The following is a 14785-nucleotide window of genomic DNA, read 5'->3' as shown; positions in this document are numbered from 1 at the left end:
ATGGCCGCCCAGCTCCAGCTCACCGCCGACCACGAAGCCCTGCTTCAGCACCAGTGCCGCACCATCCCGAAGGAGCAGCTGCACCAGCCCGGCCCCGACTTTATCGACCGCAGCTTCGTGCCCAGCTCCCGCTCGGCGCAGGTTATCCGCAGCCTCGGCCAGCTCTACAACCACGGCCGCCTCGGCGGCACCGGCTACCTGAGCATCCTGCCCGTCGACCAGGGCATCGAGCACACGGCCGGCTCCTCGTTCGGGCCGAACCCGATGTACTTCGACCCCGAAAACATCATCAAGCTGGCCGTGGAAGGCGGCTGCAACGCCGTGGCTACCACCTTTGGCACCTTCGGCACGGTGGCGCGCAAGTACGCCCACCGGATTCCCTTCCTGGTCAAAATCAACCACAACGAGCTGCTCACCTACCCCAATAAGTTCGACCAGATCATGTTTGGCTCGGTGGAAGAGGCCTGGAACCTGGGCGCGGCGGCCGTGGGCGCCACCATCTACTTCGGTTCGGAGGAGTCGGGCCGGCAGATTCAGGAAGTGTCGGCGGCTTTCGAGCGGGCCCACGAGCTGGGCCTGGCCACGGTGCTCTGGTGCTACACCCGCAACAACGCCTTCAAGACGGCCGACAAGGATTACCACGTGGCGGCCGACCTCACGGGGCAGGCCAACCACCTCGGCGTCACCATCGGGGCCGACATCATCAAGCAGAAGCTGCCCGAAAACAACGGCGGCTTCACGGCCCTTAAGTTCGGCAAGATCCACAAGGCCATGTACGAGCAGCTCTCGTCCGACCACCCCATCGACCTGACGCGCTACCAGGTGGCCAACTGCTACATGGGCCGCATCGGCCTCATCAACTCCGGCGGGGAAAGCCTTGGGGCCGGCGACCGGGACGCGGCCATCAAAACGGCCATCATCAACAAGCGGGCCGGCGGGCAGGGCCTGATTTCGGGCCGCAAAGCCTTCCAGCGCCCCTTTGCCGAGGGCGTGGAGTTGCTGCACGCCATTCAGGATGTGTATCTGGACGATTCCATTACCTTAGCCTGATGCGGGGCGCGCCCAACGGCGCGCCCCGTTGCTTTCAGCCCCTTTAGCCTACCTCTATTGCCCCGATGTACGACGAGCAGCTGACCGCCCTGATTGATGCCACTATTGCCGACGGGCAGCTCACCGACAAGGAGCGGCAGGTGCTGACCCGCAAGGCCCAGTCCTTTGGCGTGGATGCGGACGAGTTTGAGGTTTACCTGGCCGGGCGGCTCTTCGAGCGGCAACGCGAGCTGCGCGACGATGAGCTGCTCAACCAGCAATTGCAGCAGCGCGCCACGCGGCTGGCGCCCCCCGCCCCGCCATACGCCGCCGCTCCCGCCGACCGCGACCGTGCCCCGCTGAGCAAGTGCCCGGCCTGCAAGGAGCCCTTGAGCGGCCTCAGCCACGTGTGCCCGGCTTGCGGGCAGCTCGTCGACGCCGAACACGACGCGCACGGCAGCCTGGAGGAAATGATGGGCGAGATGGAAGATTTGCTCATCGAGGCCAAGGCCCAGGCCGTGCGGCCCCAGAGCCAGCTGAGCCGCTCCGGCGCCCTGTACCTGGTGCCTACTCTGCTGGCCCTGGTGCTGTCCGTGGTCAGCTTTGCCTTCGTCGGCAACGAAATGGGCTGGGGCTGGTGGGTTATTGCCGCCCTGGCCTTCGGCGTGGGCTGGCTGATCGACCGTGCCCTGCAGCTTCGCCGCCAGCCGCCGGCTCCGACGCGCCACCACCGCCCGCTGGCTGAAATCCAGGCCGAATTCGACAAGCACGCCCGGCAGATTACCCTGTTTTTCGGCGCCGACCGGCAGGTGCGGCAGGTCGTCGACACGCTCGGCGGCGAAATGAGCCGGCTGCGGGCTGCGCCAGCGGCTGCCGGTACCTACCTCACGCCCCGGCGCGTGCTCGGCGGGCTGTGCCTGCTGGCCCTCGGGCTGGGGCCGCTGCTGAGCCGCGGCCGCGTGTTTCCGGCCGATACTAAGGCGCAGATGGCCCGCGGCGAGCAGCTGGTGGAGTTCGGGCGTCTGCCCGAAGCCCGCCGCCTGCTCGATTCGCTGGAGCTGGAGCCCAACCGCGTGCGCCTGGCTAGCCTGATTCAGCACGCCGAGTTGGAGCAGCGCCTGGATTCGGTGCCGGAGCTGCTGACGGCCCGCCGCTACACCGAGGCGCGGCGGCGGCTGGAGCGCCTGCGCTGGCGCCGCATCAGCCCCGATGCGGCGTACCTCTACCAGGAGCAGCCAGCGTTTCAGGCCTTTCAGAACCGCAAAACCGCGCTGAACGAGCAGCTGCCCGCTAACTACCAGCTGCTCGTCGACACCACGTTCAGCCGGTAACCACCTGCTACTTCCCGATTGATTATGGCACTGTTTGGCCCAAGCCCCGAAGGCGGTCTGCTCGACGCAATCCGCTGTGACAAACCCGAATACCTGGTGTGGAAGTGGCGCCCGGCCGGCGCCCACGGCCCCAGCCACAAGGAAAACGCCCTGCGCTGGGGCAGCAGCCTGCGCGTGAAGGAAAGCGAAGCCGCCGTGCTGGTGTACCCGCAGGCTGATGGCAGCGCCTACGACGTGGTACCGGGCCCGCAAGACCGCCTCCTGCGCACCCTCAACCTGCCGGTGCTGACGGAGCTGCTGGGCCTGGCCTACGGCGGCGACTCGCCCTTCCCGGCCGAGGTGTACTTCTTCAACCTGGCCGCCAACAACCAGATTCGCTTCGGCCTGCCCGAGTTCGACGTGTTTGATGCGCGCTTCCCCGACCTGGCTCTGCCCTGCGTAGTGCGCGGCACGCTCACCTTCAACCTGACTGATATTCGGCAGTTCATCCGCCTGAACCGCCTCGTTACTTTCGACCTGGAAGACCTGCGCCTGCAAATCCGCAGCGCCTTCGCCCGCCAGGCCAAAACCCTGATCATCAACGCCGCCCTGGCCGCCGACTGGTCTGTGCTGCAGATTGAAAGCCGCCTCGACGAGCTGAGCGCGTTGCTACAGGCTCGCCTCGCCCCGGTGCTGGCCGAAGACTTTGGTGTGAACCTGAAGCGCGTCGACGTGGCCGCCATCGAGCTGGACAAGGCCCACCCGCACTACCAGCAGCTGCGCCATACCACCGCCGACCAGCAGACCCGGCTGGCCGCGGCCCAGACCGACCTGAGCATCCTGAACCAGGCCGAAAACGCCCGTATTCAGCGCCGCGAAACCGAAATGCAGATGGAAGCCCGCAATTTCCCCCTGCACCAGTTCGACCAGCAGGCCCGCATCCTACACGCGGCCGCCGCCAACCCCGGCGGTGCAGGCGGCGCTGCTCTGGCCGGCTTGCTCCCGGGCTTGGTGATGGGCCAGCAGCTGGGCAGCATGCTAAACAGCTTTGTGCCGGCTCCGCCCGCGCCCCCAGTGCAGCTCTACCACTTGGCCCTGCATGGCCAGCAGTTAGGCACCTACACGCTGGCGCAGCTTGGGCAACTAGCCGCCGCGGGGCAGCTCAGTCCGGCCCACCACGTCTGGCGTGAGGGGCTGGCGGGTTGGGAACTGGCCGGGCAAAACGCCGAAGTAGCCGCCGTTTTTGCGGCGGGGCCGCCCCCGGTCCCGCCGCAGCCCTGAGCCCGGCTACGCAGGCGCCGCGGCCAATCCTTACTCATATTTAAGCCGCTTTGCCCGGCCCGGTTGCGCGAAGTCGGCGGGGCTACTTTACTTTTGTAGAACCGGCCGGCCCTTCCCGGGTCCCGTTGCCGCCGGCCCCACCCGGCCGCGGCGACGTAACTTGCCCGCGGCGGCCCCGGCAGCACTCCCATCATATGACGCAGTCCCCGAACATAATGGCTTGGTTTAAACGGCAGGAAAAAGGCATCATCACCCCCACGGAGGAGAAAAAGGAAACCCCCGACGGGCTGTGGTACAAGTGTCCCGAGTGTGGCACCGTGGCCGATATGGGTGAGCATCGGCGCATGCTCTACACCTGCGCCAAGTGCAACTACCACGACCGGATTGACTCGGCCGAGTACTTTGAAATCCTGTTCGACGGCAACCAGTTCACGGAGCTGGACGCCGACCTCTCCTCCGGCGACCCGCTGCACTTCGTCGATACCAAGGCCTACCCGCAGCGCATTGCGGCTACCCAGCGCAGCACCGGCCTCAAGGACGCCGTGCGCACCGCCCATGGCCCCATGAACGGGCAGGAGCTGGTAGTGGCCTGCATGGACTTCCGCTTTATCGGCGGCTCCATGGGCTCGGTGGTGGGCGAGAAGATTGCCCGCGCCATCGACTACGCCCGCCGCAACCGGGTGCCCTTCCTGATGATCAGCAAATCGGGCGGCGCCCGCATGATGGAGGCTGGCTACTCGCTGATGCAGATGGCCAAAACCTCGGCCAAGCTGGCCCTGTTGGCCGAAGCCGGCATTCCGTACATCTCGCTGCTGACCGACCCCACCACCGGCGGCGTCACCGCGTCCTACGCCATGCTCGGCGACTTCAACATCTCCGAGCCCGGCGCCCTCATTGGCTTCGCCGGCCCCCGCGTGATTAAGGAAACCATCGGCAAGGACCTGCCCAAGGGCTTCCAGAGCGCCGAGTTTGTGCTAGAGCACGGCTTCCTCGATTTTATCGTCGACCGTAAGCAGCTGAAACAGAAGCTCACCGACCTCCTGCAGATGCTGCGCCCGGCCACCGTACCGGCCGAAACCGCCGGCCAGTAGCCGCTCCGGCACGCTTGTTGGATAACCCCGCCCGGTTGCTGAGTAAGCAGCCGGGCGGGGTTTGTCGTTTGCGGCCCCACCCCGGGCCAAAATCCTGGGCTGAGTATTAGGCACTTGCTATGCTTGGCCAACCTTTTCGGCCCGAACCGGGTAAAGCCCAACTGAAAGTTCTTCCCCAACCTTCACCTTTCACTGACATTATGAAATCATTCAATTCTTGGATTGCCCTGCTCTTGTTGTTCACCCTGGTCTTCGGCTCCTGCCAAACCTCCCGGACCACCGGCAGCACCGGCAGCACCGACCTGCCCAGCAGCAACGGCACCGGCGAGCGTAAAGACGGCATGAGCAAAACGGCCAAGGGCGGCGTTATCGGGGCCGGGGCCGGGGCCGCGGCCGGCGCCGTGCTGGGCCGCGTTATCGGCGGCAAATCGGGTACGGCCATTGGGGCCATTACGGGTGCTGCCGTGGGCGGTGCCACCGGGGCCGTCATCGGCCGCAAGATGGACAAGCAGGCCGAGGAGCTGCAACGCGACATGAAGAATGCCCGCGTGGAGCGCGTGGGCGAGGGTATCAAAATTACCTTCGACTCGGGCATCCTGTTCGACACCAACAAATCGGATTTGCGCCCGGCTTCGATTACGGAAATCGATAACATGGCCGAAGTGCTGAAAAAGTACCCCGACACCAACGTGCTGGTGGAAGGCCACACCGACAACACCGGCTCCGACGCCATCAACCAGCCCCTGTCGGAGCGCCGGGCCCAGGCCGTGGCCGCCGAAACCCGTGCCCGCGGGGTAGCTGCTGAGCGCATCACCACGCAGGGCTACGGCTCCTCGCAGCCCGTGGCCGACAACGCCACTGCCGAAGGCCGCCAGGCCAACCGCCGCGTGGAAATTGCCATCTACGCGAATGAGAAAATGAAGAAAGCGGCCGAAAAGGGCCAGCTGTAAGCTAAGCGCCGCTTCGGCTGCGCGTTCGGGCCGTCCTGCAAAGGGCGGCCCGTTTTATTTTCAGGAGAGGTCGGCCGGAAACTCGACCGTTGGTGTAACCCCAACCCGGGCAGTTTACGTTTTAAATCCAAACAGCCCGCTATTTCCCCATTTCCCGCGGCGGGCCCTAACTCCTAGACTGCCATGAACTTTCATAAAGGAATCGTTGCTGCCGTACTGTCGGTAGCCTTGCTCGGCGGGGGCGTATCGGCCCAGGCCCAATCGAAGATTACCAAACCCAAAACCTGGAGCGGCAAGGCCAAAGGCGCGGCCATCGGCGGCGCGGCCGGCGCCGCTACCGGGGCCGTAGTAGGTGGCGGTAAAGGCGCCCTGATTGGGGCCGCCGCCGGTACCGTCGGCGGGGGCATAATTGGCCGCAAGCGCGACAAGAAGAAAGACCCCGTACGCCACGAGCAGTACACTCGCAAGGACTAAGCCCGAATGGGATTTTTTTTGGAAGGCCCCGCGGGCCGGAAAAGATAAGTTTCTCAGCTACTTGGAAGAGAAAAGCCCTCCCGAATCCGGGAGGGCTTTTTTTGTGCGCTGGGATTTAGCACAACATTCCAGATAATTGTAGCGTTGAATGGGACGCTCCGCAGTAGGCGGTAGCTTCCGCCCTGATCTGGTAACCAGCCGCGTTACCTGGTTTTCGGACGCTGTAAATCAGCGGAAATTCAGCTGCAAGGCAAGTTTTTAATGAAATTATTGCCTTGATAATCATGTATTTGTGTAATTAATCTGCTACTGTTGGCCGAGTTGGCAAGGTGGTTGCAAAACCCACATCAGACAGGGGCGTTACACTGACCAGATTTCTCCACTTGCTCCTCTCAACTCACCAACCCGAAACCCAAGAAAAATGAACAAGCTTCGTTCTTCCCTTGCCTTCCTGCTGGCCCTGGTGCTGCTGCTGACCTCGGCGGCTTCGCAGGCGCAGACCACCACTACGACCACCCAAAAGAAAGGCATGAGCAAAACCGCTAAGGGCGGTATCATCGGTGGCCTGGGTGGGGCTGCCGGCGGCGCCGTGCTGGGCCGCGTTATCGGTGGCAAAAAAGGCACGGCCGTCGGGGCCGTTATCGGGGCTGCCGTAGGTGGCGGCGCCGGGGCCCTCATCGGCCGCCGCATGGACAAGCAGGCCGAAGAGCTGCGCCGCGACATGGCCGGTGCCAAAGTAGAGCGCGTGGGCGAAGGCATCAAAATCACCTTCGACTCGGGCATCCTGTTCGCCAAGAACTCGTCGGAGCTGACCGGCGCCGCGCAGTCCAACATCGACGTGCTGGCTACCACGCTGAAGAAGTACGGCGACACCAACGTGCTGGTGGAAGGCCACACCGATAACACCGGTAACGACAAAATCAACGACCCGCTGTCGGTACGCCGCGCCCAGGCCGTGGCCAACTACGCTATGAACCAGGGGGTAGAGTCTTCGCGCTTTGAGGTGAAAGGCTACGGCTCGAAGCAGCCCATTGCCGACAACACGACCGAAGCCGGCCGTTCGCAGAACCGCCGCGTGGAAGTGGCCATCTACGCCAACGAAAAGCTGAAGAAAGCAGCCGAGAAAGGCCAGATCTAAGCCGGGCCGGCCAACGCCGCGTCCCGATGCTCTCCGGCGGTTCCCTTGCGGGAGCCGCCGGATTTTTTTTGTGTAGCCCTAGGGCGGTATTTAATGCAAAGTTTACAATGAAACGCGGGCTCTATCCTTATATTTACTGCCTATGCCGCACTTTTTTCTCTTGCGGCGTCGGACGATGAGAGGGTGGGCCAGCCTGCTGCTTGCCTCCTGGGCCACTGCTGCCACGGCTCAGCAACCCCCCACCGCCCCGGCGCCTCCCGCTCCCGCCCCCACCGTTCCGTCCGCCGCCAACCCCGCCCAATCTGCCAACACCGCTACTACTCAAGCTTCTAAGCCCAAGCAGACCCGCGGCGCCGCCAGCCTGCTGCAGTCGGGGCCGATGGTGGGCTACTCCGCCATGCGGGAAGTCATGCTCTGGGTGCAAACCTCGGAGCCCACGCTGGCCCAGATAGAGTACTGGGAGCGGGGCAAGCCCGAGGTCCGGCACCGCACCCTGGAGCTGGAAACCAGCGAGGAAACCAGCCTGACCGCCCACCTGCTGGCCGACGAGGTGCAGCCCGGCCGCCGCTACGAGTACGCCCTGTACCTGAACCGCCGCAAGATAGAGCGGCCCTACCCGCTGGAATTTCAGACCCAGGAGCTGTGGCAGTGGCGCAAAGACCCGCCCGACTTTCGCCTGGCCCTGGGCAGCTGCAACTACGTGAACGAGCCCGCCGTGGAACGCCCCGGCGCCCCCTATGGCGGCGACTACCGCATCTTCTCCGCTATCGACCGGCTGCGGCCCGACGTGATGCTGTGGCTGGGCGACAACGTGTACCTGCGCGAGGTGGACTGGCACACGCGCACCGGCATCCGGCACCGCTACAGCCACACCCGCGCCCTGCGCGAGCTGCAGCCGCTGCTGGGCCACACCCACCACTACGCCATGTGGGACGACCACGATTACGGCCCTAACGACTCGGACCGCAGCTACGCCTACAAGCAGCTCACCCTGGATGCCTTCAAGCAGTTCTGGGCCAACCCCAACTACGGGCAGGGTGGGGGCGGCATCACCGGTACTTTCGAGTGGAACGACGTGCAGTTTTTCCTGCTTGACGACCGGTGGCTGCGTTCTTCCAACCACCTGCCCACTGCCGCCGGCAGCTACCTCGGCGACTCGCAGCTGCAGTGGCTGGTGGAAGCCTTGGCGGCCAGCTCGGCTACGTTTAAGGTGGTGGCCGTGGGCGGGCAGGTGCTGAACCCGGCCAAGGTCTTCGAGAACTACAGCAACTACCAGCAGGAGCGCGCCCGGCTGCTGGCGGCCATTTCATCGGCGGGCATCAAGGGCGTGGTATTCCTCAGCGGCGACCGGCACCACACCGAGCTGACGCGCATGGAACGGCCCGGCACCTACCCGCTCTACGATTTGACGGTGTCGCCGCTGACCAGTGCGCCCTCGGCCAGCGGCAAGGACGAAAACAACTACTACCGGGTAACAAACACGCTCACCACCCAGCGCAACTTCGCCATCGTGGACGTGACCGGTCCGCGCTTCGACCGCCGCCTGAACATCCGCATCCTCGACGTGGACGGCAAGCAGCTCTGGACGCAGGAGCTGAGCAGCAAGGAGCTGAAGTAAGCCCCGCCGTAGCGCGAACCGCGGGTCAGCTCCGCTGACCCGCGGTTCGCGCTACTACCGTCCTGGCTTCCTGGCGCAACCCCGGCCGTGCGGCGGCGGTACACCCCGGTATGCCCACCCTTGCCCTGACCACCGCCTACGACCTGCCCCCGGCCGCCAAAACCCGGGAGGACCACCGCATCCTGAACGCTTTTTACGGTCCGGTGCCGCCCGGGCAGCGCCGCACGCCCATGCGGGAGCTGATTAGCACCGTCCTCTCGCACCGCACCACGCACCGCGACGAAGAGCTGGCCTACGAGCGGATGCTGGAGGCTTTTGGCGACTGGCAGGGCGTGGTAGACGCGCCCACCGCGGAGCTGGCCCACGCCATCCGCACCACCCGCTGGCCCGATACCCAGGCCCCGCGCATCCAGGAAATCCTGCGCCGCATCAAGGCCGAGTTCGGGGGCTACTCGCTCGACGCCCTGGCCGACTGGCCGGTGGAGCGCGGGCTGACCTGGCTGACCGACATGCCCGGTATCGGCCTGAAAACGGCTTCACTGGTGCTGCTCTTCAACTTCCAGAAGCCCGTGCTGCCCGTCGATACCCACGTGCACCGCGTGGCCCAGCGCGTGGGCCTGATCGGGCCGAAGGTGTCGGTGGAAAAGGCCCACCAGGTGCTGCTGAGCCAACTGCCGGCCGAGGCCACGGACCTGCTCAACTTCCACAAGCACAACTACTGGCTGGGCCAGCACATCTGCTTCTTCACCAAGCCCAACTGCCCGGCCTGCCCGCTCAAGGGCCTGTGCAACTACTACCTGGAGCACTACGGCCCCGCCTCAGCGGCCGAGCTGGCCGCCGTAGCGCCGGAGTGGACGGGGGAGAAGCTGCACTGACCACAGATGGGACGGATGGATGAGCAGATGGGAACGGATTCGTTCTGGTGGTACCTTTAGGTCGTTTGGTCGGCACCAGCGAATGTGAAGCCGGTCAACAATGTCTTTACGGAGCGGTTGTCTTTACCGCAAGTCGTCAGAACGAATCCGTTCCCATCTGCTCATCCATCCGTCCCATCTGTGGTCCATGCGCCTCGTTCGTCACCCGGTCTTGTGCAACTACTACGTCACCTACCGGTGCAATGCGAAATGCTCCTTCTGCGACATCTGGGAGAAGCCCTCGCCCTACATTCAGCTGGCCGATGTGGAGCAGAACCTGCGCGACCTGAAGCGCCTGGGCGTCTCGGTGATTGACTTTACGGGCGGGGAGCCGCTGCTGCACCGGCAGCTGCCGGAGTTCCTGGCCCTGGCCCACGACATGGGCTTCATCACCACCGTCACCACCAACGGGCTGCTCTACCCGAAGTACGCCGAGCGACTGCGCGGCAAGGTGGACATGCTGCACTTCTCGCTCGACTCGTCGGAGAAGGAGCAGCATGATAAAGGCCGGGGCGTGGCCTGCTTCGATTTCGTGCTCGAAAGCATCCGCGTAGCCCGGGAGCTGGGCGAGCGGCCCGACATCCTGTTCACCGTCTTCCCCGAGAACCTGCACCAGCTCGAAGCGGTGTACCGCGACATCACCCAGCCCAACGGGCTGATGCTCATTATCAACCCCGCCTTCGAGTACAACGCCGTGGCCACTGGCGAACAGCTCTCCGACGCCGAGCTGGATTACCTTTCAGCTTTCGGCAAGCGGCCGGGGGTGTATTTGAACGAAGGCTTCATCGGGCTGCGCCGCGACGGGGGCAACCACGTGGCCGCACCCGTGTGCCGGGCCGCCAGCACCACGCTGGTCATCTCACCCTCCAACGAATTGGTGCTGCCCTGTTACCACCTCGGCACGAAGACCTTCCCCGTTGAGGGCAATCTGTACGAGCTATACCGCTCGGAGCCGGTGCAGCAGCTAGCCGCGCTGGAAGGCCGCCTGCCCCAGTGCGAGGGCTGCACCATCAACTGCTACATGCAGCCCAGCTTCGCCGTCGAAACCAGCAAGTACTTCTGGCAGGCGCTGCCCAGCACCCTCAAGTACAACTGGTACAAGGGCACCTGGAAGCGGATGCTGGCCCGTTGAGGAATGGTCAGAACGAGGTAGAGACGCATCATTGCGTCTCGCCGTTCAACGACCGATGCCGCAACAACTTCAGCAACGCTTTGAGACGCAACCGAAGGAAGGCGTAGCCAATTATGCGTCTCTACAGCGGGGCGGCCGTTTCCGGGGCGGGGTGGCCCAGCTGCGCCAGCGCCCGTCGCGCCTCTTCGGGGCGCTGGGTGCCCAGCAGCAGGCGGCGGCCGTCGAGTAGCTCCAGCTGAATACCCTCGCTGCCGGCCACGTTCAGGACGCGGTTGCGGCGCGTGCCTTTGAGGCCCCAGCCGCCGTACTCGCCCAGCGGGTCGTAGCTGCGCACGTAGGCGCGGCTGATTTCCGCCCAGGGCTGCTGCCGCTCCGCCAGCTGCAGGGGCCAGAGGCGGTAGTGCGCCCCGGTGGCGTCCAGGCGCACGTCGAGGCGGATGCTGAGCACCAGGCCCAGCAGCGCCAGCGCCACCAGCGGCGCCACCCAGGCCTCGGCCCCCACGGCCCGCGGGCCGTCGACGCCGGCAATAATGGCCGGCAGCAGGGCGGGTATCAGGGCCAGTAGCAGCAGGCCCCACCAGTGGCGCAGGAAGCGTTGCTGCTCGGTGAAAACGGGCGGGAAAGCAGCGGTGGGTTCCATGCGGGCAAAGTAGCGGATTTGGGCGGGGCGCAGGTGAACGGCTGGTTAGGGCACTTGACGGCTAGTTGACCTACTTGGCGCATCGGTTACGGTACCTGGTGGTCGGTTGACCTACTTGACGCTCGGTTGGGGTGCCCGAAGCCGCCACGGCGGTACTTGACAGCGCGGCCAGGGCACTTGAGGTACTGGCTAGCGTACTTGACGCGGTGCGCAAGGCGCTTGAGAGGACGGTCAGGGCACTTGGGGCGGCAGCTAGGCCCCTTGATTCGCCGGTTACCCCGCTTGAGCCTTCACCACCGGGGCTTGAAGCGGTGAACATAGTCCTTGACGGTCTTTGGGCGGATTACGACAAATTTTTACCTTACCCGCATCCAGTCGACTCATTCTTTCCCGCTCATACCATGAAAAACGATTTGATTGAGGCGCGTCTGCGCCGCGACACCGCCGCCGCCGCTTTTCTGGCGCAGGCCAAAGCCGATTACGCCGACATCGAGGACGACGTAGCGCCGCTGCGCAGCCAGCTCACGGCTAATCTGGAGCGCGCCGGCACGCTGGTTCAGCAGGTACTCAGCGCCGATAACGACGGCAACCCCGACCGCAAAAAAGGGGTCCGCAGCCAGCTCACGGCTCTGCTGCGCCGCCTTATTCTGGCGGCCCGCGCCGAAGCCATGAGCAGCAAGGACGCTGCCCTACGCGCCGCCCTGGGTAACCTTGGGGAGCTGTCGAATCTCAACGAAAGCACCTTCCGCGAAGAAGCCACCCGCCTGCTGGGGCTGGTGCCGGGCCGCGAACAGGCTCTCACCAAGCGCCGTTTCAGCGCCGACCACGCCCGCGAGGCCCAGCAGCTGCTCCAGGACTTCACCGCCGCTACCACCGCCGGCCGCCTGAACGACACCAGCGGCAGCACCGGCCGCCAGGCCCTCGAACGCCTCATCAAGGAATCAGCCCGTCTGCTGGAGGAAATGAAAGTGTACTTCGACCTCTACAAAGCCGACGACCCGGACCTCTGGCAACGCTTTCAGGCCGCCACGAAGGTGGTGAAGCGCGGCGGGGGAGGGGGCAAGGAGGAGGAAGACGATAAGGGTTGAAAAAAGAACCGCCCCGCTGGATTTCCGGCGGGGCGGTTTTGGGTTATTGCTGTATCATGTCCTTTATTTTGATGATTACAGGAGTGAATGTTTCTTTTGCGATGCTATTGCAGTCAATATTATTGTAAATTTTGCTATAATATTCGGTGTAAATATCTTTGCCATCTGTTGATCTTATTTTGTAAACAAAATCTTCAAATATTATAAATATATTGCTTGTTATATTTTTATGCTCTGGATTTTGTTTGAACTTGCTGTATACAAAATCAATCTTAACGCTGGCTAGCCCCTTGTTCTTATACATGGTAATAGCAGTTGCTGATATTGCTGATGCAATATTCTCCAGAAACATTCTGTCTTTAACATCATTTTGCTCTTCAAAGTAGCTTCCTGTGTAATTAACTGGTCTTTCAGAATCAGGTATTGGAAACACTGTTATGCCATAAGATGGGTTGTGAAATAAATCGGATATTTTTAAATGCTTATCTAAAATAAACGGAAAGCATTTGTTAAAGAAATTAATAATAGTGCCACTTATTTGTTCGGGATTGATTTCTTTTCTGGAAATAATGTCTGTGGATACGCTCTTCTTTAGAAGGGCTATTTCCTTGTCTAAATCATCGTCGTCATTAATATCCTCCCCTCTAGCCCCCTTCAAATAAATATCCAACGACCGAATCAGCCGCTCCGCGAAATACTCCAGTAGCGGCGCTTCCACGCCCGCGTCGGCTTGGCTGAGCACGGCGTAGTACTCGCGCTTCTCCTCGGTTTTGACGACGATGGGCGGGTAGCCGGCCTTCATCAGCAGCATGTTGGTGAGCAGGCGGGTCATGCGGCCGTTGCCGTCGTCGAAGGGGTGAATGGCGACGAACCGGTGGTGAAACTGCGCGGCCAGCACCAGCGGGTGCAGGGCGGCGCGGTGGCTGCGGTACCACTCGATGAGGTCGTGCATTTTGCCCGGCGTCTCCTCGGGCGTGGCGTAGTAGTGCGTTTCGCCGGTGCCGGTGAGCGTGTGGTTGGGCATGGTCTTGTACTGCCCGGGCTCAATGAGGCGGCGTTGGGGGCCGGCGCTGGTTTCCACCGTCACCTCGTAGGGCTCGGCCATGATGATGCTGTGCAACTCCCGGATGTCGCGCTCCGTCAGCTCTGCCTCCGCGTTGCGAATCATGTCCTGCAGCACGTCAATAGCCTGGTTGTGGCCGCGCAAATCGAGGTGGTCCTTGAGCGGCTTGCCCTTGGCCGTGACGCCCTCCATGATGAAGGCCACCGTCTCGCCGTAGGTCAGGGAGTTGCCCTCGATGGAGTTGGAGTGGTAGTTCCAGTCGAGGCGGAACTTCTGGAAGATGCGCGCCTGCACGTCGGGCGGCAAGGGGCGCAGGGCGTCAATCTGCTGCTGCAGGCTGTCGATGCGGGCCAGCTGGTCTTGTAGTTCGTCGGAATAGATGGGCATGACTATCAGGCGGGAAACGGGCGCGGAAAATAGGGTACCGGCAGTGTGTGCAAATTAGCTCACTATTTCACCATCTCACCAGTTCACCCGATGCCCCCGCTCATCCTCCCCATCCAAGGCAAACACCCCCAAATCGACCCCAGCTGCTACGTGGCCGACAACGCCACCATCATCGGCGACGTGACGCTCGGCCCCGGCTGCACCGTGTGGTTTACCGCCGTGGTGCGCGGCGACGTGAACAGCATCCGCATCGGGGCGCGCACCAACATCCAGGACGGGGCCGTGATTCACTGCACCTACGAGCGGGCCGCTACCACCATCGGCAGCCGCGTGAGCATCGGGCACCGGGCCATCGTGCACGGCTGCACCGTAGAGGACGACGTGCTCATCGGGATGGGCGCCATCGTGATGGACCACGCCGTGGTGGGCCGGGGCTGCATCATTGCTGCCGGCGCCGTGGTGCTGGAGAATACCATCTGTGAGCCCGGCTACCTCTACGCCGGCGTGCCCGCCAAGAAGATCAAGCCGGTGAGCGAAGCCCAGCAACAGGGCCTCAGCCGCACCGCCGACAACTACGTGATGTACGCTTCTTGGCTGAATGGTCAAATGGCTTGATGGTTAAATGGCTGGTCGTTCAACGAAACCGCTAGAACGACCAGCCATTTAACCA

14 protein-coding genes are annotated in these 14785 nt (G+C 63.3%); 12 read left to right on the top strand and 2 right to left on the bottom strand.

Going from position 1 to position 14785, the window contains the following annotated elements; translation table 11 throughout:
• The 10 genes from EJV47_RS11735 (at nucleotide 1) to EJV47_RS11690 (ending at nucleotide 10937) form a co-directional block, all read left to right on the top strand.
• Entirely contained in the window at nucleotides 1-1050 is a 1050-nt protein-coding gene (locus EJV47_RS11735; RefSeq protein ID WP_126693338.1) for a class I fructose-bisphosphate aldolase, read from the top strand.
• A gap of 65 nt (nucleotides 1051-1115) precedes the next feature.
• Nucleotides 1116-2360, top strand: a complete 1245-nt coding sequence (locus EJV47_RS11730; protein WP_126693337.1) for a hypothetical protein — start codon at nucleotides 1116-1118, stop codon at nucleotides 2358-2360.
• Between the two features lie 24 nt (nucleotides 2361-2384).
• Complete coding sequence (locus EJV47_RS11725) at nucleotides 2385-3620, top strand: SPFH domain-containing protein (RefSeq protein ID WP_126693336.1); 1236 nt, start codon at nucleotides 2385-2387, stop codon at nucleotides 3618-3620.
• A 215-nt stretch (nucleotides 3621-3835) separates the two neighbouring features.
• The gene (accD, locus tag EJV47_RS11720; RefSeq protein ID WP_126693335.1) at nucleotides 3836-4711 is read left to right on the top strand and encodes an acetyl-CoA carboxylase, carboxyltransferase subunit beta; all 876 of its coding nucleotides are present in this window, start codon (nucleotides 3836-3838) and stop codon (nucleotides 4709-4711) included.
• 200 nt (nucleotides 4712-4911) lie between these two features.
• The gene (locus EJV47_RS11715; RefSeq protein WP_126693334.1) at nucleotides 4912-5661 is read left to right on the top strand and encodes a YiaD family glycine zipper/OmpA-like lipoprotein; all 750 of its coding nucleotides are present in this window, start codon (nucleotides 4912-4914) and stop codon (nucleotides 5659-5661) included.
• Between the two features lie 183 nt (nucleotides 5662-5844).
• Nucleotides 5845-6135 (top strand): glycine zipper domain-containing protein, encoded by a 291-nt coding sequence (locus tag EJV47_RS11710; protein WP_126693333.1) that lies wholly within the window; start codon nucleotides 5845-5847, stop codon nucleotides 6133-6135.
• Nucleotides 6136-6556: 421 nt separating this feature from the next.
• The gene (locus tag EJV47_RS11705) at nucleotides 6557-7273 is read left to right on the top strand and encodes a YiaD family glycine zipper/OmpA-like lipoprotein (protein ID WP_126693332.1); all 717 of its coding nucleotides are present in this window, start codon (nucleotides 6557-6559) and stop codon (nucleotides 7271-7273) included.
• 142 nt (nucleotides 7274-7415) lie between these two features.
• On the top strand, nucleotides 7416-8891 hold the full coding sequence (locus EJV47_RS11700; RefSeq protein WP_243651119.1) for an alkaline phosphatase D family protein: 1476 nt from the start codon (nucleotides 7416-7418) through the stop codon (nucleotides 8889-8891).
• Between the two features lie 110 nt (nucleotides 8892-9001).
• Nucleotides 9002-9766 (top strand): endonuclease III domain-containing protein, encoded by a 765-nt coding sequence (locus EJV47_RS11695; RefSeq protein ID WP_126693331.1) that lies wholly within the window; start codon nucleotides 9002-9004, stop codon nucleotides 9764-9766.
• A 187-nt stretch (nucleotides 9767-9953) separates the two neighbouring features.
• Nucleotides 9954-10937, top strand: coding sequence for a radical SAM protein (locus tag EJV47_RS11690; RefSeq protein WP_126693330.1), 984 nt, complete (start codon nucleotides 9954-9956; stop codon nucleotides 10935-10937).
• Between the two features lie 121 nt (nucleotides 10938-11058).
• On the opposite strand, the gene EJV47_RS11685 is transcribed toward EJV47_RS11690, so the two are convergent.
• Nucleotides 11059-11577 (bottom strand): hypothetical protein, encoded by a 519-nt coding sequence (locus EJV47_RS11685; protein ID WP_126693329.1) that lies wholly within the window; start codon nucleotides 11575-11577, stop codon nucleotides 11059-11061.
• A 401-nt stretch (nucleotides 11578-11978) separates the two neighbouring features.
• On the opposite strand from EJV47_RS11685, the gene EJV47_RS11680 reads away from it, so the two are divergent.
• Complete coding sequence (locus EJV47_RS11680; protein ID WP_126693328.1) at nucleotides 11979-12665, top strand: hypothetical protein; 687 nt, start codon at nucleotides 11979-11981, stop codon at nucleotides 12663-12665.
• 43 nt (nucleotides 12666-12708) lie between these two features.
• On the opposite strand, the gene EJV47_RS11675 is transcribed toward EJV47_RS11680, so the two are convergent.
• Nucleotides 12709-14115, bottom strand: coding sequence for a Fic family protein (locus EJV47_RS11675; RefSeq protein WP_126693327.1), 1407 nt, complete (start codon nucleotides 14113-14115; stop codon nucleotides 12709-12711).
• Nucleotides 14116-14205: 90 nt separating this feature from the next.
• On the opposite strand from EJV47_RS11675, the gene EJV47_RS11670 reads away from it, so the two are divergent.
• Nucleotides 14206-14730: a gamma carbonic anhydrase family protein gene (locus EJV47_RS11670; protein ID WP_126693326.1), complete on the top strand. Its 525-nt coding sequence runs from the start codon at nucleotides 14206-14208 to the stop codon at nucleotides 14728-14730.
• The last annotated feature ends 55 nt before the right edge of the window (nucleotides 14731-14785 follow it).

The organism is Hymenobacter gummosus, from assembly GCF_003970915.1.
GTDB lineage: Bacteria > Bacteroidota > Bacteroidia > Cytophagales > Hymenobacteraceae > Solirubrum > Solirubrum gummosum.
The sequence above is the reverse complement of the archived record's forward strand: the minus strand, read 5'-3'. Positions and strand labels throughout refer to the sequence as shown.

Coding starts and splice junctions, on each gene's coding strand:
- EJV47_RS11675 (WP_126693327.1), bottom strand. CDS start 14,115: ATGCCCATCTATTCCGACGAACTACAAGACCAGCTGGCCCGCATCGAC.
- EJV47_RS11730 (WP_126693337.1), top strand. CDS start 1,116: ATGTACGACGAGCAGCTGACCGCCCTGATTGATGCCACTATTGCCGAC.
- EJV47_RS11705 (WP_126693332.1), top strand. CDS start 6,557: ATGAACAAGCTTCGTTCTTCCCTTGCCTTCCTGCTGGCCCTGGTGCTG.
- EJV47_RS11670 (WP_126693326.1), top strand. CDS start 14,206: ATGCCCCCGCTCATCCTCCCCATCCAAGGCAAACACCCCCAAATCGAC.
- EJV47_RS11680 (WP_126693328.1), top strand. CDS start 11,979: ATGAAAAACGATTTGATTGAGGCGCGTCTGCGCCGCGACACCGCCGCC.
- accD (WP_126693335.1), top strand. CDS start 3,836: ATGGCTTGGTTTAAACGGCAGGAAAAAGGCATCATCACCCCCACGGAG.
- EJV47_RS11690 (WP_126693330.1), top strand. CDS start 9,954: ATGCGCCTCGTTCGTCACCCGGTCTTGTGCAACTACTACGTCACCTAC.
- EJV47_RS11700 (WP_243651119.1), top strand. CDS start 7,416: ATGCCGCACTTTTTTCTCTTGCGGCGTCGGACGATGAGAGGGTGGGCC.
- EJV47_RS11715 (WP_126693334.1), top strand. CDS start 4,912: ATGAAATCATTCAATTCTTGGATTGCCCTGCTCTTGTTGTTCACCCTG.
- EJV47_RS11725 (WP_126693336.1), top strand. CDS start 2,385: ATGGCACTGTTTGGCCCAAGCCCCGAAGGCGGTCTGCTCGACGCAATC.
- EJV47_RS11685 (WP_126693329.1), bottom strand. CDS start 11,577: ATGGAACCCACCGCTGCTTTCCCGCCCGTTTTCACCGAGCAGCAACGC.
- EJV47_RS11710 (WP_126693333.1), top strand. CDS start 5,845: ATGAACTTTCATAAAGGAATCGTTGCTGCCGTACTGTCGGTAGCCTTG.
- EJV47_RS11735 (WP_126693338.1), top strand. CDS start 1: ATGGCCGCCCAGCTCCAGCTCACCGCCGACCACGAAGCCCTGCTTCAG.
- EJV47_RS11695 (WP_126693331.1), top strand. CDS start 9,002: ATGCCCACCCTTGCCCTGACCACCGCCTACGACCTGCCCCCGGCCGCC.